The organism is Ruegeria sp. YKSD163, from assembly GCF_059612905.1.
This window is the reverse complement of record NZ_JBXWRM010000009.1, coordinates 183,616-204,647: the sequence shown is the minus strand read 5'-3', so window position 1 is coordinate 204,647 and position 21,032 is coordinate 183,616. Positions and strand designations below refer to the sequence as shown.

Here is a 21,032-nt window from a genome sequence, read left to right as displayed (position 1 = left end):
CAACCCAAATACGAAACACAGCGCTAAGAGCGCGATATACAGACTTTCAATCCGTCGAAACGAACCAAACCGCCCACATATCTCTTCAGTCATCCATCAATGTCAAAGAGCACTGCCACCCGAAGGCAAAAAACAAGACCGATGCGCCAATCTATCAGCGCGCCCGCCCCGCTCATTCCTCGAATGCCGCCGTCTCTCCAGCGTGTCCGGCCGTCTCTCCGACCCGTCCGCAGCACCTCAGCGCCGCCGGTGAAGGGGGTTCTAGGCCCAACCAAAAAGAGTCGCAAGCACAAAAATACAAAAATCACAAAAAATCTCAACACAAGGGAAAGTCATTGATTTATAATAGTTTTCCAAGAAAGCCCTGGTTCAACCTTCTGTAAATCATCCTGTGACCCGGCAAAACAGGTGACTTACAGTGGTGTCGCGGATGTATCGTCATGCCCATGCCTGTGGCGCCACCATCGCTCATCCAGCGATCCCTTGCAGTTTCGGTGCTGGATCGCCCTATCTGGTCCGGCCGGTTGTGCGTTCTCCTTCTCCATGATCGATGAACGGGGCAAGGCTCGCCGTGAACGTTTCCAGGAAATCCAGAACAAGGGGAGACAGGCTTCCGGTGACCGGCCGCAAGAGCGAGAGGCGATGCGTGATCCGGGGAGCAAAGGGGCGGATCACCAGACCCCGGTCACGATACTGCTCAGCGTCCAGTGCCGAGAGCACCGCCGCTCCCTGACCCTCGGCCACAATGGTGCAGGCGGTGGTGAACTGACGCACCTCGATCCACGAGGTCAGCTCTACCTCGCAATCGGTGAAAGCCTGCGCCAGACGCCGAAAGAACGGGCTGTCGCGCCGGGAATGAATGATCTTCTCGCCGCGCAAATCGTGCGGTGTGATCTCGCTGCGTTCCGCAAGCGGGTGGCCCGGCGGCAGGATACAGACGGTGCGGATCGGTATATCCGTACTCTCGGTGGCTGGATGCCCCGAGAACCCATCTGTGAGCGCACAGTCGTATTGCTGGCCGACGATCCATTCCAGGATGCGTTCCGGCCTGTCGGGTTCCAGCGTAACGGTAACGCCCGGCCTGTCCTTCAGAAACGCGGTCAGGACCTTCGGGAGATGGCTTGTGGCGAAACCCGGCAAACAGGCGATGCGCAGATGGCCTGCGGTGCGGTCCTTGAGATTGTGGCGCAGATCTTCGAGATGGGCGAGGCCCTCGAAGACACGATTGATCTCAGCCAGCATATAGCGCGATTCGGGAGTCGGGCGCATACTGCCGCCTTCACGCACGAAGAGCGGGAATTCGACCGAGGCCGAGAAGTCCGCAAGCAACCGGCTCGCGGCGGGTTGCGAGATTCCCAATTGCTGCGCTGCACGTGTGATCGAGCCCGTCTGGGCCACAGCGCGAAACGCCTCCAATTGTCTGAGCTTGAAATTCAAGACTTTCCCCTTTCTTTGCGCATGCAGCAATCGAGTCTTGGATCACCCAACCATAACATTATACTATGAGAATGTTCATAAAACTTTTGCTTGAGTTATTTTTTTCCCTGCGCAACCATCCGCCCGTCCATGAACCCCGGGAGGTTGATATGACTTGTAAATTCCTGACACTGAGCGCATCAGCGTTGGTCCTGACGACCGGCATGGCCTTTGCGCAAACCGAAATCCAGTGGTGGCACGCGATGGGTGGCACCAATGGCGAGCGCGTCGACAAGATCGCCGCCGACTTCAATGCCAGCCAATCCGAGTACAAGGTCGTGCCGACGTACAAGGGAAACTATACCGAGACCATGACCGCTGCCGTGGCCGCCTTCCGCGCCAAGGAACATCCGCATCTGGTGCAGGTTTTCGAGGTCGGCACCGCCACCATGATGGCCGCCAAGGGCGCGATCTATCCCGTCGAGCAGCTAATGTCCGACGCCGGCGAGCCGTTCGACAAGTCCGACTATCTGCCGGCCGTGATCTCCTACTATCAGACGCCGGAAGGCGAGCTGCTGTCGATGCCCTTCAACAGCTCGACTCCGGTCCTGTGGTACAATGCTGCCGCGCTCAAGGCCGCCGGTGTCGAAGTGCCGAAAACCTGGGACGACATGAAGACCGCCGCCCAGGCGCTGGTCGACAGCGGCATGGACTGCGGTTTCTCCTTTGGCTGGCAGTCCTGGGTCATGATCGAGAACTACTCGGCATGGCACAACATGGCCATGGGGACCAAGGAAAACGGTTTTTCCGGGTTCGACACCGAGTTCACTTTCAACAATGAAAAGGTCGCCGCGCGCCTCGACGATATCGCAGAGATGAGCGAAGGCAACCTGTTCAAATATGGCGGACGCCGGGGGGACAGCCTGCCGATGTTCACCAATGGTGAATGCGGCATGTGGATGAATTCGTCGGCCTATTACGGCTCGATCAAGGGGCAGGCTCAGTTCGAGTTCGGCCAGACCATGCTGCCGCTGGACACCGCTGTCGCGGATGCGCCGCAGAACTCGATCATCGGCGGCGCGACGCTTTGGGCGCTGGCTGGGCACGATGCCGAGGAATACAAGGGGCTGGCAAAGTTCATGACCTATCTGTCCTCGCCCGAGGTGCAGGCCTGGTGGCATCAGGAGACCGGTTATGTTCCGATCACCACCGCCGCCTATGAACTGTCCAAGGAGCAGGGCTTCTATGAAAGCAACCCCGGAACCGATACCGCGATTCAGCAGCTGAGCCTGAACACTCCCACCGCAAATTCGCGCGGGATCCGGTTCGGCAATTTCGTTCAAGTCCGCGACGTGATCAACGAAGAGCTTGAAGCGCTCTGGGCCGGTGACAAGACGGCAGCCCAGGCGTTGGAGGCGGCAACCGAACGTGGCAACACCCTGCTGCGCAAGTTCGAACGCTCGGCCAACTGACCTGAGCCCGCAAGACCCGGCATCCGGCGGCATCTGCCCGCCGGATGCCCCGCCGTTTCCGGCCCTGAGACGACGAGACCCCGATGCTGAAACGTGTCCATTTTCCCAGCTCGCTGCTACCCTATCTGCTGGTGGCACCGCAAATCCTGATCACGCTGGTCTTTTTCATCTGGCCCGCCAGTCAGGCGGTCTATCAGTCTTTCCTGATCGAGGATGCGTTCGGTCTGTCGACCGAATTCGTCTGGTTCGAAAATTTCCAGCTGCTGGTCGATGACGAGCAGTATCTGCAAAGCTTTGGCCGCACGATCCTGTTCTCGGCCGCCGTCGCGGTTCTGTCCATGGGCAGCGCCCTGGTGCTGGCCGGTTTCGCCGACCGTGTGGTGCGTGGCGCGACCACCTATCGTACGCTGATGATCTGGCCCTATGCTGTGGCACCGGTGCTGGCCGGGGCGCTTTGGGTGTTCATGTTCAACCCGACACTGGGCATCTTTCCTTTCCTGCTCGACATGATCGGGATCGACTGGAACCACTATCTGAATGGCACCCAGGCGATGATGCTGGTTATCTTTGCCGCCGCGTGGAAGCAGATTGCCTATAACTTCCTGTTCTATCTCGCCGCCATGCAGTCGATCCCGCGTTCGCTGATCGAGGCGGCAGCGATAGACGGCGCCGGACCGGTGCGCCGCTTTGTCGATCACATCTTTCCGCTGATCTCGCCCACCACCTTCTTCCTGCTGGTGATCAACGCGGTCTACGCCTTCTTTGACACCTTCGGCATCATCCATGCGGTGACCCAGGGCGGGCCGGCCAATTCGACAACGATCCTGGTCTACAAGGTGTATAACGACGGCTTTGTCGGCCTCGATCTGGGCGGTTCGGCGGCACAATCGGTGATCCTGATGATCCTGGTCATTGCCATGACCGTGGTCCAGTTCCGCTATATCGAACGCAAGGTGGAATACTGATGGTCGAAAATCGCCCCATCCTGAACGTCATCACCCATCTGGTTCTGATCCTTGGCATCGTCATCGTCGCGCTGCCGATCTGGATCACCTTTGTCGCCGCCACCCATGACGCGGTGCGCATGACGCAGGCGCCGATCCCGATGCTGCCGGGCGGACATTTCTGGGAGAATTTCACCCAGACCCTCTTTGGCTCTGGCCTGAGCGGCAGCGAGACCGCCCCGGTCTGGCGGATGCTGCTCAACAGCCTTGCAATGGCGATGATGATCGCGCTCGGCAAGATCGCGATATCGTTGATCTCGGCCTTTGCCATCGTCTATTTCAAGTTTCCCTTCCGCATGTTCTTTTTCTGGCTGATCTTCGTCACCCTGATGCTGCCGGTCGAGGTGCGGATCCTGCCCACGTTCGAAGTGGTGGCCGACCTGGGTATGCTCAACAGCTATTGGGGCCTTTCGATCCCGCTGATTGCCTCGGCCACGGCAACGTTCATGTTCCGCCAGGTGTTTCTGACCATCCCCGACGAGATGCTGGAAAGCGCGCGGATCGACGGGGCCGGGCCGCTGCGCTTTTTCTGGGATATCCTGATCCCGCTGTCGCGCACCAATATCGCGGCGCTGTTCGTGATCCTCTTCATCTATGGCTGGAACCAGTATCTGTGGCCGTTGCTGATCACCACCGACACCGACATGACCACCATCGTGATGAGCATCAAGCAGATGCTTGAGGCGGCGGAACAGTCCCCGCAATGGAACATCATCATGATGACCGCGCTGCTGGCGATGCTGCCGCCGGTCTTCGTGGTGGTCGCAATGCAAAAGCTCTTTGTTCAGGGCCTGACAGAGACCGACAAATAGGCACAAGACCATGGCATCCATCACTCTCGACAATCTCGTAAAGGCCTATGGCGACACCGAGGTCCTCCACCATGTGGCGGGCCAGATCGAAGATGGCGAATTCATCGTCATTGTCGGTCCGTCGGGCTGTGGCAAGTCGACTCTGTTGCGCATGGTCGCCGGGCTCGAAACCGTCACCGCCGGCCAGATCAGCATCGGTGATCGCGTGGTCAACCAGCTGGAGCCCGCCGACCGCGATATCGCCATGGTGTTCCAGAACTATGCGCTCTACCCGCATATGTCGGTGCGCGAGAACATGGCCTATGGCCTCAAGATCCGGAAGATATCCAAGGACGAGATCGCCCGCCGGGTCGAAGAGGCCGCCGATATCCTGGAGCTGCGCCCCTATCTGGATCGCAAGCCGCGGCAGCTGTCGGGCGGCCAGCGGCAGAGGGTCGCCATGGGCCGCGCCATCGTGCGCAACCCCCAGGTGTTCTTGTTCGACGAGCCGCTGTCGAACCTTGACGCCAAACTGAGGGTGCAGATGCGGCTGGAAATCCGCAAGCTGCAACAGCGTCTTGGGGTGACCTCGATCTATGTCACTCACGATCAGGTCGAGGCGATGACACTGGGCGACCGGTTGATGGTGCTGAATGGCGGTTACGTGGAGCAGTTCGGCACGCCGATCGAGCTTTATGACCGCCCCGCGACGACCTTTGTCGCCGGCTTCATCGGCAGCCCGGCGATGAACTTTCTGCCTGCCACCGCCGCCGAAGGTTCCGTCACCCTGGCCAATGGCGCCCGGATCGCGGGGGCTGGCACGGCGCAGGGGGCGGTCACGCTGGGACTACGGCCCGAACACCTGTTGCCCGACGATGACGGGCCGGTGCGGGTACGTGTGGAGTTGGTTGAACAGCTGGGCGCAAACTCGCTGCTGCACGGCCAACTTGACGGAACCGAGACAGAAATGGTGGTCAGCATGCCCGGTCACATGTCGGCGGCTGCTGGATCGGTGATGGGGTTCACCCCGACGGCTGACAGCCTGCACCTTTTCGATCCCGAAACCGGAAAGCGGATCAAAGCATGAGCACGTTTGCCCAACTTTCTGGGCTTCGCGGCGGCGCAGGCGTGGTGCGCGTCATCGGGCATCGCGGTGCGCGCGGGGTGATGCCGGAGAACACGCTCGAAGGCTTCTCCTTCACGCTCGCCACCGGGGTTCAGGTGCTTGAATTCGACGTGGTGATGACAGCTGACGGCGTGCCGGTCGTGACCCATAACCATCACCTCGCCAATTCGGCGACACGCGATGCGCAAGGCCGGTGGCTTACGGGCGCGGAGCGGAAGGTCGCCGAGATGACTTTTGCCGAGATCCGGGCCCTGGATGTCGGCGGCCTCGACGGCCGGACCGCCTATGGCCAACGCTTTCCCGATCAGGCCTTTCTTAGCGGCATACGCGTACCCCGGCTTTGCGACCTGCTCGACCTTTGCGCAAGCCATGGCGAGAACGCACCCTATCTGCTGCTGGAACTGAAATCGGATCCTGCGCTGATGCGCGACGACGCCGCGCGGGCCGATCTGGTGGCCGCAGCGGTAAGCGATGTCCGACGCTACCGGATGGAACCACGCACAGTGATGCACAGTTTTGACTGGGCACTACTGGACGAATGCCGCAGGCAGGCGCCGGATCTGCCGACGTCATACCTCTCACAACTGCCGGAAAATGCGGATGACCCGGGAGAGGATTCGGCTAAATCGGTCGGACCCGACTACCAAGGACTGACCACAACCTTGCCGCAGACCGTCGCGGTTGCCGGGGGCCAGCTGTGGTGTCCCTATTATCTGGACGTGACGCCCGAATTGGTGGCCGAGGCCCATGATCTGGGTCTGTCGGTGCTCACCTGGACCGTCAACGAAACCGACGACATAAGGCGGCTGGCCGCGACCGGGGTCGATGGGATCGTGACCGATTACCCGGGTCGGACGCAACGGGTTCTGATTGATATGGGGCTGACCTGGAACTGACGGAATTCTGCAAGAATTCCGCTTCGGAAAATTCTCGAATTTTCCGGGTCGTTTTCCGGTCCGGAAAACAACGATGAAAAGTTCCAGCCCCGCTGCAACGCGGGGCTGGATTGGTTTCGGTTCAAATGTCGAACTTCACCCCCTGCGCCAGCGGCAGTTCAGCGGAATAGTTCACCGTGTTGGTCTGCCGCCGCATATATGCCTTCCAGGCGTCCGAACCGCTTTCGCGGCCACCACCGGTCTCTTTTTCTCCGCCAAATGCCCCGCCAATCTCCGCGCCCGACGGGCCGATGTTGACGTTGGCAATCCCGCAATCCGAGCCGGACGCCGACAGGAATTGCTCGGCCTCGCGCATGTTCAGCGTGAACACGCAGGAGCTAAGGCCTTGCGGTACGTCGTTCTGAATCGCGACCGCCTCTTCGAAATCGTCATAGCCCATCACATAAAGGATCGGGGCGAAGGTTTCGGTCTTTACTGTGGCGCTCTGCCCCGGCATCTCGACGATAGCGGGTTGCATGTAGACACCGCCCTCAGGCACGCCCTCGGTGACGCGGACACCCCCAAAAACGACGCCACCCTCGGATTCGGCCGATTTCAGCGCTGCGATCATGGCTTTCCCCGATGCCTCGTCCACCAGTGGCCCGATCAGCGTTGCCTCGGCCAGCGGATTGCCGATGGGCAATCCTGCATAGGCCTTCTTCAAACGCGCGACCAACTCGTCCTTGATCGAGTTATGCGCGATCAGGCGGCGCAGCGTGGTACAGCGCTGACCCGCGGTTCCCACCGCCGAGAACACGATGGCGCGAACCGCCATTTCCAGATCGGCCGAGGGGCCGACGATCATCGCGTTATTGCCGCCCAACTCCAGGATGCATTTGCCGAAACGCGCCGCCACGATGGGCGCCACGGCGCGACCCATGCGGGTCGAACCGGTGGCCGAGATGATCGGCACGTCCTCGCTCTCGACCAATGCCTTGCCCAGGTCGGCACCGCCGATCAGGGTCTGCAACAGTCCCTCGGGCGCATCGCCAAACCGAGCGACTGCCCTGTCAAAGATCTTCTGACAGGCCAGCGCGGTCAGCGGAGTCTTTTCTGACGGTTTCCAGATCACCGGATCGCCGCAGACGATCGCCAGCGCCGCGTTCCACGACCAGACCGCAACGGGAAAGTTGAACGCCGAGATCACGCCGACCGGTCCGGCCGGGTGCCAGGTTTCCATCATTCGGTGTCCTGGGCGCTCGCTGGCGATGGTCAGGCCATAAAGCTGCCGCGACAGGCCAACGGCGAAATCGCAGATGTCGATCATCTCCTGCACTTCGCCTAACCCTTCGGAGGTGATCTTGCCCGCCTCCCAACTGACCAGCGCGCCCAGCGCCTCTTTCGAGGCGCGCAGTTCTTCGCCCAGCAGGCGGATCAACTCGCCCCGGCGCGGTGCCGGCACACTTCGCCAGATCTTGAAGGCCGATTTGGCCCGATCCAGCACCGCACCCATTTCGGACAACGGCGTTTCGTGCACCTCGCCCAGCAACCGGCCATCAATCGGAGAGGTTACGCGGATGCTGCCTCCGGTCAGGTCGGCGGCGCCCAGGCCCAGTTGCTGCATCACGGTTTCAGCGGTCATGACGATATCTTTCATGTCTCAAGCGGCCTTGTTTTGTGCGGTCAGATCGCCCGCCCGATAAAGGCGGCCGAATTCGGTTTCGAGGAAATCGGCGAACTTGACCTGCTCTTGCCGGACGAACCCCTTGGCGGGCAGCGTTCCGGTCCGCATCAGGTCGACCACGCCCAGCACGCCGGCGGCGGTGGTGACCTGGATCGCGCTCCAGACCTGACCGTCGATGACGCGGGAGTAGGACTTGTTGATCAGGCTCTTTTCGCGCAGCTGGCCGCCGATCCGCCCCTTGGCGGTGCAATAAACCAGCACCACGTCCTGATCGGTGCGCGGCAACGCCGTTTCGAAAATGTCCTTGAGCAGATCGCGGCGACGCTCCAGCCCCAGATCGTTCAGCAGCAGGCGCAGGATATCGCGGTGCCCCGGATAGCGGATCGAGCGGTACGAGACCGAGCGCGCCTTGCCGTCCAGCGTCTCGGGCAGCGTGCCCAGCCCGCCCGAGGTGTTGAAACATTCATATTCCACCCCGTCATGACCGAGGACCTCGTAATCCTCCAGCGGCGCGGTCTTGACCAGTTGGCCATTCACGATGGCATCGCAAGGATTGCAGTATTCGTTGATCAGACCGTCGGTGGACCAGGTCAGGTTGTATTTCAGCGCATTGGTCGGATAGAGCGGCAGCGCCCCCACCCGCATATGCAGGCTGTCGATCTCGTCGAATTCAGCCGCCAGCGCCGCCCCTGCGATGCCGACAAAACCCGGTGCCAAACCGCATTGAGGCATAAAGGCGGTCTGGCTGTCTTCGGCCAGGGTACGCACCGCATTGGTGGCGGCCACATCCTCGGTCAGGTCAAAGTAATGAGCCCCGGCGACCTTGGCCGCCTTGGCTATGACCGGCGTCAGAAAGAAAGGCGCAGCCGAAATCACTGCATCGGACCCGCCCAGCGCCTTGGCCAGCCCGGCCTCATCCTTGGCATCCACCTGTTTGGTGGCAACCCCCATCCGATTCAGCACCGCCAGCGCGGCCAGATCGTGATCTGCCACGGTGACCGAGTAATGGGATGAAGTCTTGAGCAAAGCGGCGATCATCTGGCCGATCTTCCCGGCCCCGACGACACAAATATTCCAGCGCATGGCACGTCTCCTTGATACTGACATCAGGATGGCGTGGCGGCTGTTCGATCTGTAGGGAGCAGAGTGTCGAAACGACTCGGATATCCGCTATTGTGACGGCATTCTTGTCATTATGTCAGGTTCGGTCGATCCGGCGCCCGAACACCACAAATGTATTGGTGCGCAGGATGCCGGGAATGGCCCCAACTTCGTCGACCAGAATATCCAGATCCTCGATCCGGGGGGCCTCGGCCGAGAGCAGCAGGTCGTATTCGCCATTGATCGACAGGCAGAGCTTGATCTCGGGATAGGATTCGAGCCGCTTGACGATGCGCGTGGTCTCTTTCTGCTGCACTTCCAGCAACACGACCACCTGAACCTTGCTTTCATCCTGGGGCTCACGCAGCACCACGGAATAGCCCGCGATCACGCCGCGCGCCTCCATCCGGGTGATGCGTTCATGCACGGTGGTGCGGGCCACGCCCAAGCGCGCGGCGATCTTGGTGGTCGATTCGCGCGCATTGTGTTGCAGCGCCGCGACGATCTGACGGTCAAGCTGATCCATGCCACTTCCTTGCCCCGCCGGATGGGGCGGCGCAAGGATTATCACGTGTGGTTTACAGTTCCAGAATGGTGCTGCCAGTGGTCTGGCGCGCTTCAAGTGCGCGATGGGCATCGGCCACCCGATCCAGCGGGAAGCGCTGGTCGATCCGGATCTTGACCTCGCCACCGGTCACCTTGCCAAACAGCCGCCGTGCCATCGCCTGACAGGCGGCATGGTCGGCGATATGGGTAAAGAGCGTCGGGCGGGTAATCTTCAGACTGCCTTTCTGTCCCAGAATACCGATGCTGATCGGCGGCACCGGTCCCGAGGCATTGCCAAAGGAAATCATCATGCCCAGCGGTTTCAGACAGTCCAGCGAGCCTTCGAACGTGTCTGCCCCGATCGAATCCATCACTACGTCGACACCCTTGCCATCGGTCAGCTCTCGTACCCGATCGGTGAAATTTTCGGTCCGGTAGTTGATGACATGGGTGGCGCCATGCGCCTTGGCCAGCGCGCATTTCTCGTCGCTGCCGGCGGTGCCGATCAGCGTGATGCCTTCGGATTTTGCCCATTGGCAGGCGATCAGGCCAACGCCGCCCGCCGCCGCATGGAACAGTACGGTATCGCCCCGCGACAAAGGTGTGGTCCGATGGAAGAGGTAGTCGACCGTCAACCCCTTGAGCATCATCGCGGCGGCCTGATCGAAGGAGATTTCGTCAGGCAGCGGGCAGACCTGCGCCGCCGGCATCACCCGCGCCTCGGTATAGGCCCCCGGAGGAGCGGCGGCATAAGCGGCCCGGTCGCCCGGTTTCAGATGGGTGACCCCCTCGCCCACCGCCTCGACGACACCGGCAGCCTCCATCCCCAGCGCGTGAGGCAGCGCCAGGGGATACAAGCCAGTGCGCTGATAGACGTCGATAAAGTTCAGCCCGCAGGCGTGATGCCGGATGCGCAGTTCGCCCGGCCCCGGATCCCCTACTGGTAGGTCACGCAATTGCAGAACCTCGGGGCCGCCAAAGGCCTCGATCACCACGGTTTTCGCCGTCTCGCTCATCTGGGTCCTCCCTCGTTCGGAATAACCCTAGCAGGCGCGCCCGCCGGGACAAGCCGGACGGGCGGGATTTCAGGCGACCTTGAGAACGATCTTGCCGATATGGCCCGAGCTTTCCATCCGCGCATGGGCGGCGGCGGCCTCGCTCAAGTCGAACTCGCTATCCATGACCGGTGCAACCCGCCCCGCGTCAAGCAGCGGCCAGACCGCCTCGCGCAGGTCGCGGGCGATCTCGGCCTTGGCCAGATCGCTTTGCGGGCGCAGGGTGCTGCCGGTCAGGGTCAGCCGCTTGACCATCATCAGGGCAAAGTTCAGCTCGACCACAGGCCCTTGCAGGAAAGCGATCTGCACCAGTCGTCCATCCTCGGCCAGCGCCTTGACGTTGCGCGGGATATAGTCGCCGCCCACCATGTCGAGGATCAGGTCGGCGCCGCCCTCGGCCCGCATGACCTTGACGAAATCCTCGTCACGATAGTTGATCGCCCGCTCGGCGCCCAGGTCGAGGCAGGCGCGGCATTTTTCATCCGATCCAGCGGTAGCAAAGACCCGCGCGCCAAAGGCATGCGCCAACTGGATCGCTGTGGTGCCGATGCCGCTGGACCCGCCATGCACGAGAAACCGCTCGCCCGCCTTGAGCCCGCCACGGGTAAACACATTGGACCAGACAGTGAAAAAGGTCTCGGGCAAGCAGGCCGCCTCGCGCAGGGCCATGCCCTGCGGCACCGGCAGGCAATGTGCGGCGGGCGTGACCACATAGTCGGCATAGCCGCCGCCGGGCAGCAGGGCACAGACCTTGTCGCCCACGGCAACATCTTCTGCACCCGGACCCACGGCGACCACTTCTCCCGAACATTCCAACCCTGGCAGGTCACTGGCGCCGGGTGGTGGATCATAGGCCCCCGCCCGCTGCAACGCGTCGGGTCGGTTCACGCCGGCATAGGCGACCTTGATCACCACCTGCCCATGGCCCGGCTGCGGCACGGGGCGCTGGGTAAGCTGCAAGACCTCGGGTCCGCCTGGGCGGGAGATTTCAACCGCACGCATCATCTCTGTCATGGACTGCATTCCTCCTGATCTTTCCAATTGCCTAGCATCCGGACGGCAGCAGGCAAACAGCAAAGGCGCCGCAACCCAATGGTTGCGACAGCCCGTCCCGGCCCAAGACGCGCTGCGTGCGACACCATTCAGATGTCGGGACAGGCGCGACCCGGGATCCAGAGCCACGCCTGCCGCATGACCGGCTGATGGCGACCTGCTTCCATATGCAAGGCGAAGCGCGAATATCGAGCGCGGCGAGTCTTGCGGAGAAGGTTGCCAATCAGAAGATGCCCCGCAATTTCCGGCGGGGCATCATGAGGCAAGGAGCCAAAGAGGGCTTGAGGCACGAGCCGCAGCACCTTGAGGTATCCGCCGCGCTATGGGGATCCCTACATTGTCTCAGAAATCCAGATTTTCGACACTCAGCGCGTTCTGCTGAATGAACTCGCGGCGCGGCTCGACGGAATCACCCATCAGCTTGGTAAAGATATCGTCCGCTTCGACCATGTCGTTGACCCGAACCTGCAACAGTGTGCGTGCGTCAGGATCAAGGGTGGTTTCCCACAGCTGCTCCGGGTTCATCTCGCCCAACCCCTTGTAACGTTGCAACGTCAGGCCCTTTTCGCCCTCGTCAAGAATCGCCTTGAGCAGGGTCAGCGGGCCGTGAATCGCCTGGGTCCGGTCGCGGCGCACCAGCATCGCGGGCTGGGTATAGATCTCTTGCAGGCTGCGGGTAAAGCTGCCGGTCTTGCGTGCCTCGCCCGAACGCAGCATCGGGCCGTCCAGAGACCGTACCTCTTCGACGCCGCGCAGGATGCGGGCCAAACGGATACCGTGATCCTGGGTGATCCGACCCAGCCAACCGCGCTCGTACTCAAGCGCGATCAGGTCGAGCCGCGCGGCAACCTTGTCGGCCACCCCTTGCAGATCGGCGTCGACCGCACCGGCGACAAAGGCACCAGCAACAGCGGCCTGTTCCAGGATGTGGCGGGGATAATGGGTCGGGAAGGCGTCGAGCACGCGTTTCAGCTGCCGCGCCTCGTCAACCACGCGCGCCAGATCCTGGCCGACGATCTCTTCGCCATTGCCAAGCTTCAGCACCGCGCCCTCGACGCCCTGCTGGATCAGATAGTCATCCAGCGCCGCCTGATCCTTGAGATAGACCTCGGACTTGCCGCGCGCGACCTTATAGAGGGGCGGCTGCGCAATGTAGAGATAGCCGCCTTCGATCAGTTCCGGCATCTGCCGGTAGAAGAAGGTGAGCAGCAGAGTGCGGATATGCGCGCCGTCAACATCGGCATCGGTCATGATGACGATCTTGTGGTAGCGCAACTTCGAGATATTGAACTCGTCACGCCCGATCCCGGTACCCAGCGCCATCACCAGGTTGCCGATCTCCTGACTGCCCAGCATCCGGTCGAACCGCGCCCGCTCCACGTTCAGGATCTTGCCGCGCAGGGGCAGCACCGCCTGCGTACGACGGTCGCGCCCCGTCTGGGCCGAGCCACCGGCGCTGTCACCCTCGACCAGGAACACTTCGGTCTTGGACGGGTCTTTTTCCGAACAATCCTTGAGCTTGCCAGCGAGGTAATTCACATCCATCGCTGTCTTGCGCCGGGTCAGCTCGCGCGCCTTGCGGGCGGCCTCGCGGGCCAGCGCCGCCTCGATGATCTTGCTGACGATCTGCTTGGCCTCGTTGGGGTTCTCCTCGAACCACTCGGCTAGTTTCTCGTTCACCAGGTTCTCGACCGCCGGGCGCACCTCGGACGAAACCAGCTTGTCCTTGGTCTGAGATGAGAATTTCGGATCGGGTACCTTGACCGACAGCACACAGGTCAGCCCCTCGCGTGCGTCATCACCGGTAAAGTTGATCTTTTCCTTTTTCGCGATGCCGCTCGACTGGGCATAGTTGTTGATGGTCCGGGTCAGCGCGCCGCGAAAGCCTGCGACATGGGTACCGCCATCGCGCTGCGGGATGTTGTTGGTAAAGGGCAGCACGGTTTCGTGATAGCTGTCGTTCCACCACATCGCGATCTCGACGCCGATATCGTCACGCTCGCCCTTGAAATAGATCGGCACCGGCATGACCGGCGTTTTCGAGCGGTCCAGGTATTTGACGAACTCGCGCACGCCGCCTTCATAGAACAGCTCGGTCTCCAACCGTTCGGCCGGGCGCTCGTCGATCAGGATAATGCGCACGCCCGAATTCAGGAAGGCCAGTTCGCGCAGGCGCTTTTCCAGCGTCTCGAACACATAGTCGAGGTTCGAGAATGTGGTTGTCGAGGCCAGGAACCGCACCTCGGTCCCGGTGCGGTCGCCGCACTCGCCCACAACGCGTAGATGCTCGACGGTATCGCCACGCTCGAACCGGGCGACATGCTCCTTCCCGTGGCGCCAGATGCGCAGCTCCAGCCAATCGCTGAGCGCGTTCACCACCGACACACCCACCCCGTGCAGGCCGCCCGACACCTTGTAGGAGTTGCTGTCGAACTTGCCGCCCGCATGCAGCTGGGTCATGATCACCTCGGCGGCCGAAACCCCCTCTTCAGCGTGGATATCCACCGGAATCCCACGGCCGTTGTCGGCGACCGAGACGCTGCTGTCGGCGTGAATTTTCACCGTTACATGGTCGGCATGGCCCGCGAGCGCCTCGTCGATACCGTTATCGACGACCTCATAAACCATGTGATGCAGGCCCGAGCCATCGTCGGTGTCACCGATATACATCCCGGGCCGCTTTCGCACGGCCTCCAAGCCCTTGAGAACTTTAATGGAATCGGCACCGTACTCATTTCCGGGTTGCTCGATTTCGGACATTCGCGCCTTCCTTCGTATTTTTGTGATTTTATACGAAACCCGCAGGGGAATGTCACGGCCCGGACCTGATTTTAGGCAATTGTTTCAGGCTGCTTTCGCGCCCATCTGCGCCGCCTTGCACAGCCATTTCCGGACCCGGTCGCCCTCGGCACCGGTGGCGGGAGCAAATGTCGAGAAACGGGCCGGCTTGATCCCGACGAAACCCAGGATCTGACGGGCCAGAACCTTCTTGATGGCATTCGAGTAAAACAGCCCCAACAGCATCGCCGGGGTGTCCGACGTCATCAGCACCCGCGCCGTGCGCCCCTTGAGCAACGGCGCCGGAAGGCCCAAGAAATTGGTGTTGCGGGTGTCAAAGGCCCGCCCCGGCAGCAGCACACGGTCAAACAGCCCTTTCAGCTTGGCCGGGATCGCACCCCACCAGAGCGGTGTGGCCAAAACCACGTGCTCAGCCCATTCAAGATCGGCCAGAAACGCCTCCAACTCGGGCTCCAGCGGCTTGGTGTTTTCATATCCACCCTCGCCGTAATCCATATCGAAACGCATCTGGGACAGATCATGATAGCGTACTTGGTGCCCACCGTCGCGTGCCGCCCCTGCATAGGCCTCGCACAGTGATTTCGACAGCGACGTTTGGCCCGGATGGCCGTTGAGAACGATGATTTTCCGAGTAGACATTTGCGCAGACCCTCTGCAAAAGTGACCTTGGTCAATTTACATACGTCAAAATTGACCATGGTCAACATTTATTATTGACCACGGTCAACTTTTTGAAAGGATACCCATGACCCGCCCACCGCAGAAACGCCGCCTGGAAACCCGCGCCCGCCTGCTGGCAGAGGCCGCGCGCCTGATCCAAGCGCATGGATATGGCGGGCTGCGGGTCGAAGACGTGGTCGAGGCCGCCGGCGTCGCCAAGGGCACGTTGTTCTCGCATTTCAATGACAAGGATGGATTGTTGGCCGTTCTGATCGGCGCCGAGGTGATGCGCCTGATCGACGACATGGCGGCCGCCACCCGCCCCGAGGGCCTGCCCCAATTGATGGAGCGATTGTCCCCCCTGCTGGATTTCGTGGCCAGTGACCGGGTGATCTTTGACTTGCTGCTGCGCTATTCCGGCTCCACCGGCGCCGAACGGGACGAGGTGGTGACAGAGGGATTTTATCGTCAAATCGACCTCTGGTCGGGTTGGATCGCCAGTATGCAGGCGACGGGCGCAATTCGCGATGACCATCCCCCCGCTCTGCTGGCCGAAGGCATTCAGGCCTTTCTCAACCAGGTCATCGCGATCCGTTTCTGTCAGGCGGATCAGGCCACCGGAACGCCCGCCGAGGCCTTGCATCCCTTTCTGGCCGCCTGGCTGATCACGTAAAGGGCAGGATCAACCCCACCACGATCAGCATGGCTCCTGCCGTCAGGTTCATCCGTCTCAATGCGCTGGGCGAACTCAGCACCCGCCGCACCCGATCGACAAAGGCCGCCAGCATCAGGTTGCCCACCAGTGGTACCACCTGAGACACCGCCACGATGGCGACAAGGTCGGTGGTGGTGATATCGGACAGATCAAAGAAGCCCGGCAAAATCCCCATATAGAACAACACCGCCTTGGGGTTCCCCAGGATCACCACCAGCCCCGCCAGAAACCCGGCCCAGATACCAGGCCGGGTCAACCGGTTGTCATTGGCGATGGTCCGATCTGCGTTGCGGATCGTGACGATCCCCAAGGTGACAAAGACCAGCACCGCAACCACCTTGAGCACCAGCGCAATCTGGGTCGAGGCAGCCGTGATCCAGCCGATGCCCAGAACCGCCAGAACAGGCCACAGGCTATCGCCCACCACGACGCCTAGCGTCAGAGGCCAGGCCGCCTGAAATCCGCCCGACAGGGTACGCGCCGTCAATGCCAGCCAAACCGGCCCAGGCGTCAGGAACAGCACGAAAACAGCCCCCGCATAAAGTGCCAGGTCAATTGCCGACAGCGTCATGTCTCTACCGCCTCCGATTCACCGCCATGCTCGACCAACGCAATGGTCTGCGCTCGCGTGCCGAGTTCGGCAAACAGTTCAGGCCCGGTACCGGTCATCCAGGCCTGCGCGCCCAAAGCGCAAATCTCGTCATAGAGCGCAGCGCGGCGGTCCGCATCCAGATGCGCCGCGATCTCGTCCAACAGCAGCACGGGCGGCGCCCCCACCTGTTGGGCCAGGGCGCGCGCATTGGCCAGGATCAGCGAGACCAACAGTGCTTTCTGCTCGCCGGTCGAACAATCACTCGCGGGCACCCCCTTGGCGGCATAGACACCGTACAGGTCACTGCGATGCGGTCCAACCAATGTGCGCCCTGCCGCCAGATCGCGAAACCTGCTTTCGGCCAATGCCTCGCGCAGATCACCCTCGCTTTCCGGCAAGGCACCTTCGGTCTGGGTCAGTTCCAGATCGGCTACCGGAAAGGCGGTTTCGGCCTGGGTCTGTGCCGCGGCCAACGCGGTCAGGGCGCTCTGGCGCGCAGCGTGAATTCGGTGTCCAGCCGCTGCCATCTGCGTTTCCAGCGCAAGATACCAATGCGCATCCCGTACCTGTTCGCGCAGCAACCGGTTGCGCTCGCGCATTGCCTTTTCATAGATCAGCACTGCTTCGGCATGATCGGGCTCGAAACTCATGGTCATCCGGTCCAGGAATCGCCGCCGCCCCTCGGGCCCCTCGATCCACAAACGGTCCATCGAGGGCACCAGCCAGACCATCCGCACCAATCGGCCCAGCGCCACCTGGCTGGCCGCCTTGTCGTCGATCCGCACCTGCCGCGCAGCGCCGCCCTCGGACCAGGTTTCAACTTCGTGCCGCTCGCCCCCAACGACGATCTCGGCGCTCAGCTTCCAACCCAGCGCTTCGGGGCGCCGGGTCATCTCGGCGGCGCTGGCCCGGCGCATGCCGCGCCCGGGCGAGAACATCGACACCGCCTCCAGGATATTGGTCTTGCCCGCACCGTTGGGCCCATGGATCGCCACGGGCCGCGCGTCCAGCCTCAACCGCAACATTCGATGCGACCGGAAATGCGAGATCGTGACTGCGGTCAGGGCCAGTGCCATGACCCCTCCCTTCTTCTGTTCGAAAATACCTCCGCCGGAGGCATCGCGCGTCAGCGCGATCAGACGCGCATCGGCATGACCACGTAGACCGCGCTCTGATCATTGCCTTCGCGCATCAGGGTCGGATCCCCCGAAGAGTTGAACAGGAACACCGCGTTTTCGCGATCCACCTGGCTGGCGATTTCCAGCAGGTATTTCGCGTTGAAACCGATTTCCAGCCGCTCGTCGCCATAGGCGACCGCCAGTTCCTCTTCCGCCGCGCCGCTGTCGGGTGCATTTACCGACAAGACCAGCTTGTCCTCTTCGAGTTGCAGCTTGACCGCGCGCGAGCGCTCCGAACTGACGGTGGCGACCCGGTCCACTGCCTTGGCGAATTCCGAGGCATCCACTTCGAGCCGCCTTGTATTCGCCTGCGGGATCACGCGTGTATAGTCGGGGAAGGTGCCGTCGATCACCTTGGAGGTCAGCGTGATGTCGGGCGTGGCAAAGCGGACCTTGGTCTCGCTTACCGATACGGCGATGTCCATCTCGTCATCGTCCAGCAACTTGCGCAGTTCGCCCACGGTCTTGCGAGGCACGATGACGCCGGGCATGTCCGTCGCACCTGCCGGCAGGTCCGCGTCGATCCGGGCCAGCCGATGACCATCGGTGGCCACGCAGCGCAGCACCTTGCCGCCATCGCCATCGGCCACATGCATGTAGACGCCGTTCAGGTAATAGCGTGTCTCTTCGGTCGAGATGGCGAATTTCGACTTGTCAAACAGACGCCGCAGAACCGCAGCGTTGGCGGTAAAATTCGACTGATACTCCGACGACGCCATCACCGGGAAATCCTCGCGCGGCAAGGTGGCAAGCGAGAAGTTCGAGCGACCGGCATCGACGGTCAACCGGCCCGCCGCCGCATCTGCGGTAAGGGTGACCAGCGCTCCGTCCGGCAGCTTGCGCACGATCTCGTGCAACGTGGTAGCAGAAACGGTGGTGGCACCAGGCCGTTCAATCATCGCGGGCGCCTTGTCGACCACTTCGATATCCAGGTCGGTGGCGCGGAACTGGACCCCTTCGCCCTCGGCCTCGATCAGCACATTTGCGAGGATCGGGATCGTGTTCCGGCGCTCTACAACCGATTGCGCTTGCGCAACGGCCTTGAGCAGGGCGCCGCGTTCGATGCTGATCTTCATGTCCCTTCATCCTCCGAATGGGCCGGGAAGGGCAAACTAGCGGGTTCCCCCTTCGACACAAGGCTTTTTTGGTTTTCTCGGGCCTAACGCCAACAGCGTCAAGAGGGCGCCCCCAGATGGGGCGCGATTATGGCATGGTTGCAATCCGGGAAAATTGCTCGCGCGTTAGAAACCCAGTGGGCTTGCTGCGCGCACAGCGAAGCACGGGATGGCCTTGCGGCCACCCCGCCTGGCCTCACGCCTCCAGCGCGCGGCGCAGCATCTCGACGTCTTCGGCAATCTGGCCGTCGGTCAGCTTCAACTCTTCGATCCGCTTGACCCCGTGCATTACCGTCGTGTGGTCACGCCCACCAAAGCGGCGCCCGATCTCGGGCAGTGACCGGCTGGTCAGCTGCTTGCACAGATACATCGCCACCTGACGCGGCCGCGCATAAGAACGCAGACGTTTCGGGCCGATGATATCGCTCAGGCGGATGTTGTAGTAATCCGAAACCTTGCGCTGGATCTCCTCGACCGTGATCTTGCGCTCCGAGGCGCGCAGGACATCGGCCAGACAATCCTGGGTCAGTTCCATGTCAATCTCGCGCCCGACAAGCGAAGCAAAGGCAAAGAGGCGGGTCAGCGCCCCTTCGAGGACCCGCACATTGGTCGAGATCCGGTGCGCCAGGAACTCCAGCACGCCATCCGCGATGACCAGATCGGGATAGGTGCTGCGATACATCTGCACCTTGGTTTGCAAAATGCCCAAGCGCAGTTCGTAATCGGTGGGATGCAGATCCACCACCAGACCGCATTGCAGGCGCGATTTCACCCGATCCTCGAGATCCTTGATCTCGCCTGGCGCGCGGTCTGCCGAGATGATGATCTGCTTGTTCTGGTCCACCAGCGCATTGAAGGTATGAAAGAACTCTTCCTGGGTGCTGTCCTTGCCAGCGATGAATTGAACGTCATCCACCATCAGAACGTCGACCGAGCGGAACAGATGCTTGAAATCCATCATCCGGCGCTCGCGCAGCGCCTGCACAAAACGGTACATGAACTGTTCCGCCGACAGATACAGCACGTTCAGTTCGGGTCGCTTCACCTTCAGCTCCCAAGCGATGGCATGCATCAGGTGGGTCTTACCCAGACCGACCCCGCCATAGAGGACCAGCGGATTGAAGGTGACCGGGCCGCCTTCGGACACCCGACGCGCGGCGGCATGGGCCAGTTCGTTCGGCTTGCCGACCACAAAGCTGTCAAAGGTGAACCGCGGGTCCAATGGCGCGGCCTGCAACCCGTCCAACGCGTCAGAGGTCTCGGAAACACGCTGGGTCGGAGCCTCTGGCGCAGCCGCTGGCACTGCAGCGGGCCGCGCCGCGCGGGCTGGTCGCATCGGCGAATTTGCAGCGACACGAAAAGCCAGCCTCTGAACCGCCTCTCCGGCGTTGTTCAGTTCGTACAGAATCAGATCCGAGAAGTTCTGGCTGACATAGTTCCCCATGAAATTGGTCGGAACCGTAAAGACCGCGACCCCATTCTCAAGCGCCTGAAACTCAAGCGGCTCGATCCAGGTCGTGAAATTGTTCTGCCCCACCGTCTTGAGCAATTTCTGACATAGCAGTCCCCATTTTTCTTGTGTCATCCAGCGCCTCACGCGTCCCGTTATCTGGCCGATTCCGGCCTTATTACCCATCAGTTTCGGCCAGTGGCCCTCCACGACTCACTCAAAGCGCGCATAACAGCCCCTGCCACCCAAAGCGGGCGCAAGCTGTCAAACAAGCATAGGGTTACGCACCGGCAACAGGTAATGACTGCCCCGAAAGGGCGCAGATCAAAACCTGTTACAAATACATAACACACTCAAATAGACAGGGTGGAAGCCCGAGCAGCTCGGTCCCCACAGAAAT

Annotated in this window: 19 protein-coding genes; 7 read left to right on the top strand and 12 right to left on the bottom strand. The window is 61.5% G+C overall.

From position 1 onward, the window contains the following. Window positions 1-383, top strand: a 383-nt coding sequence (locus AC2FNA_RS13920) for a hypothetical protein (RefSeq protein ID WP_496827481.1), incomplete at its 5' end; no start/stop codon positions are given. Between the two features lie 124 nt (window positions 384-507). Here AC2FNA_RS13920 and AC2FNA_RS13915 read toward each other — a convergent pair. Next, window positions 508-1,437: a LysR substrate-binding domain-containing protein gene (locus AC2FNA_RS13915; RefSeq protein WP_496827479.1), complete on the bottom strand. Its 930-nt coding sequence runs from the start codon at window positions 1,435-1,437 to the stop codon at window positions 508-510. A 149-nt stretch (window positions 1,438-1,586) separates the two neighbouring features. Here AC2FNA_RS13915 and ugpB point away from each other — a divergent pair, with 149 nt between their 5' ends. From ugpB to AC2FNA_RS13890, 5 genes are all read left to right on the top strand, one after another. Then, window positions 1,587-2,888 (top strand): sn-glycerol-3-phosphate ABC transporter substrate-binding protein UgpB, encoded by a 1,302-nt coding sequence (ugpB, locus tag AC2FNA_RS13910; RefSeq protein ID WP_496827477.1) that lies wholly within the window; start codon window positions 1,587-1,589, stop codon window positions 2,886-2,888. A gap of 83 nt (window positions 2,889-2,971) precedes the next feature. Beyond that, on the top strand, window positions 2,972-3,853 hold the full coding sequence (gene ugpA, locus AC2FNA_RS13905; RefSeq protein ID WP_496827475.1) for a sn-glycerol-3-phosphate ABC transporter permease UgpA: 882 nt from the start codon (window positions 2,972-2,974) through the stop codon (window positions 3,851-3,853). Continuing rightward, the gene (gene ugpE / locus AC2FNA_RS13900) at window positions 3,853-4,704 is read left to right on the top strand and encodes a sn-glycerol-3-phosphate ABC transporter permease UgpE (RefSeq protein WP_496827473.1); all 852 of its coding nucleotides are present in this window, start codon (window positions 3,853-3,855) and stop codon (window positions 4,702-4,704) included. The genes ugpA and ugpE overlap by 1 nt, the downstream gene beginning before the upstream one ends. A 10-nt stretch (window positions 4,705-4,714) precedes the next feature. Continuing rightward, window positions 4,715-5,770: a sn-glycerol-3-phosphate import ATP-binding protein UgpC gene (locus AC2FNA_RS13895; protein WP_496827471.1), complete on the top strand. Its 1,056-nt coding sequence runs from the start codon at window positions 4,715-4,717 to the stop codon at window positions 5,768-5,770. Continuing rightward, on the top strand, window positions 5,767-6,705 hold the full coding sequence (locus AC2FNA_RS13890; protein ID WP_496827469.1) for a glycerophosphodiester phosphodiesterase: 939 nt from the start codon (window positions 5,767-5,769) through the stop codon (window positions 6,703-6,705). Before AC2FNA_RS13895 ends, AC2FNA_RS13890 begins: the two co-directional genes overlap by 4 nt. A 121-nt stretch (window positions 6,706-6,826) precedes the next feature. Here the strand turns inward: AC2FNA_RS13890 and amaB are convergent, their stop codons facing one another. The 7 genes from amaB to AC2FNA_RS13855 form a co-directional block, all read right to left on the bottom strand. Then, window positions 6,827-8,341 carry an L-piperidine-6-carboxylate dehydrogenase gene (amaB, locus tag AC2FNA_RS13885; RefSeq protein WP_496827467.1) on the bottom strand — a complete coding sequence of 505 codons (1,515 nt, stop codon included), beginning with the start codon at window positions 8,339-8,341 and terminating at the stop codon, window positions 6,827-6,829. 3 nt (window positions 8,342-8,344) lie between these two features. Next, window positions 8,345-9,451, bottom strand: a complete 1,107-nt coding sequence (locus AC2FNA_RS13880) for a saccharopine dehydrogenase family protein (RefSeq protein WP_496827465.1) — start codon at window positions 9,449-9,451, stop codon at window positions 8,345-8,347. A gap of 115 nt (window positions 9,452-9,566) precedes the next feature. Continuing rightward, entirely contained in the window at window positions 9,567-9,995 is a 429-nt protein-coding gene (locus AC2FNA_RS13875) for an Lrp/AsnC family transcriptional regulator (protein WP_234140441.1), read from the bottom strand. Between the two features lie 52 nt (window positions 9,996-10,047). Continuing rightward, window positions 10,048-11,031: a quinone oxidoreductase family protein gene (locus tag AC2FNA_RS13870; RefSeq protein ID WP_496827463.1), complete on the bottom strand. Its 984-nt coding sequence runs from the start codon at window positions 11,029-11,031 to the stop codon at window positions 10,048-10,050. Between the two features lie 69 nt (window positions 11,032-11,100). Further along, window positions 11,101-12,084: an NAD(P)H-quinone oxidoreductase gene (locus tag AC2FNA_RS13865; protein WP_496827461.1), complete on the bottom strand. Its 984-nt coding sequence runs from the start codon at window positions 12,082-12,084 to the stop codon at window positions 11,101-11,103. 381 nt (window positions 12,085-12,465) lie between these two features. Beyond that, window positions 12,466-14,883, bottom strand: a complete 2,418-nt coding sequence (gene gyrB / locus AC2FNA_RS13860; protein ID WP_496827459.1) for a DNA topoisomerase (ATP-hydrolyzing) subunit B — start codon at window positions 14,881-14,883, stop codon at window positions 12,466-12,468. Between the two features lie 84 nt (window positions 14,884-14,967). After that, window positions 14,968-15,561, bottom strand: a complete 594-nt coding sequence (locus AC2FNA_RS13855; RefSeq protein ID WP_496827457.1) for an NAD(P)H-dependent oxidoreductase — start codon at window positions 15,559-15,561, stop codon at window positions 14,968-14,970. Window positions 15,562-15,667: 106 nt separating this feature from the next. On the opposite strand from AC2FNA_RS13855, the gene AC2FNA_RS13850 reads away from it, so the two are divergent. After that, complete coding sequence (locus tag AC2FNA_RS13850) at window positions 15,668-16,255, top strand: TetR/AcrR family transcriptional regulator (RefSeq protein WP_496827455.1); 588 nt, start codon at window positions 15,668-15,670, stop codon at window positions 16,253-16,255. Here the strand turns inward: AC2FNA_RS13850 and AC2FNA_RS13845 are convergent. The 4 genes from AC2FNA_RS13845 to dnaA all read right to left on the bottom strand — a co-directional run bounded on the left by AC2FNA_RS13845 (window position 16,248) and on the right by dnaA (window position 20,767). Continuing rightward, window positions 16,248-16,868, bottom strand: coding sequence for a LysE family translocator (locus tag AC2FNA_RS13845; protein ID WP_496827453.1), 621 nt, complete (start codon window positions 16,866-16,868; stop codon window positions 16,248-16,250). The two genes, AC2FNA_RS13850 and AC2FNA_RS13845, sit on opposite strands and share 8 nt — an antisense overlap. Beyond that, window positions 16,865-17,965, bottom strand: coding sequence for a DNA replication/repair protein RecF (recF, locus tag AC2FNA_RS13840; protein WP_496827451.1), 1,101 nt, complete (start codon window positions 17,963-17,965; stop codon window positions 16,865-16,867). Before recF ends, AC2FNA_RS13845 begins: the two co-directional genes overlap by 4 nt. A gap of 59 nt (window positions 17,966-18,024) precedes the next feature. Beyond that, window positions 18,025-19,143, bottom strand: coding sequence for a DNA polymerase III subunit beta (gene dnaN / locus AC2FNA_RS13835; RefSeq protein WP_234145237.1), 1,119 nt, complete (start codon window positions 19,141-19,143; stop codon window positions 18,025-18,027). A gap of 235 nt (window positions 19,144-19,378) precedes the next feature. Beyond that, a complete protein-coding gene (gene dnaA, locus AC2FNA_RS13830; RefSeq protein WP_496827448.1) occupies window positions 19,379-20,767 on the bottom strand; it encodes a chromosomal replication initiator protein DnaA in 1,389 nt (462 codons plus the stop codon). Between the last annotated feature and the right edge of the window lie 265 nt (window positions 20,768-21,032).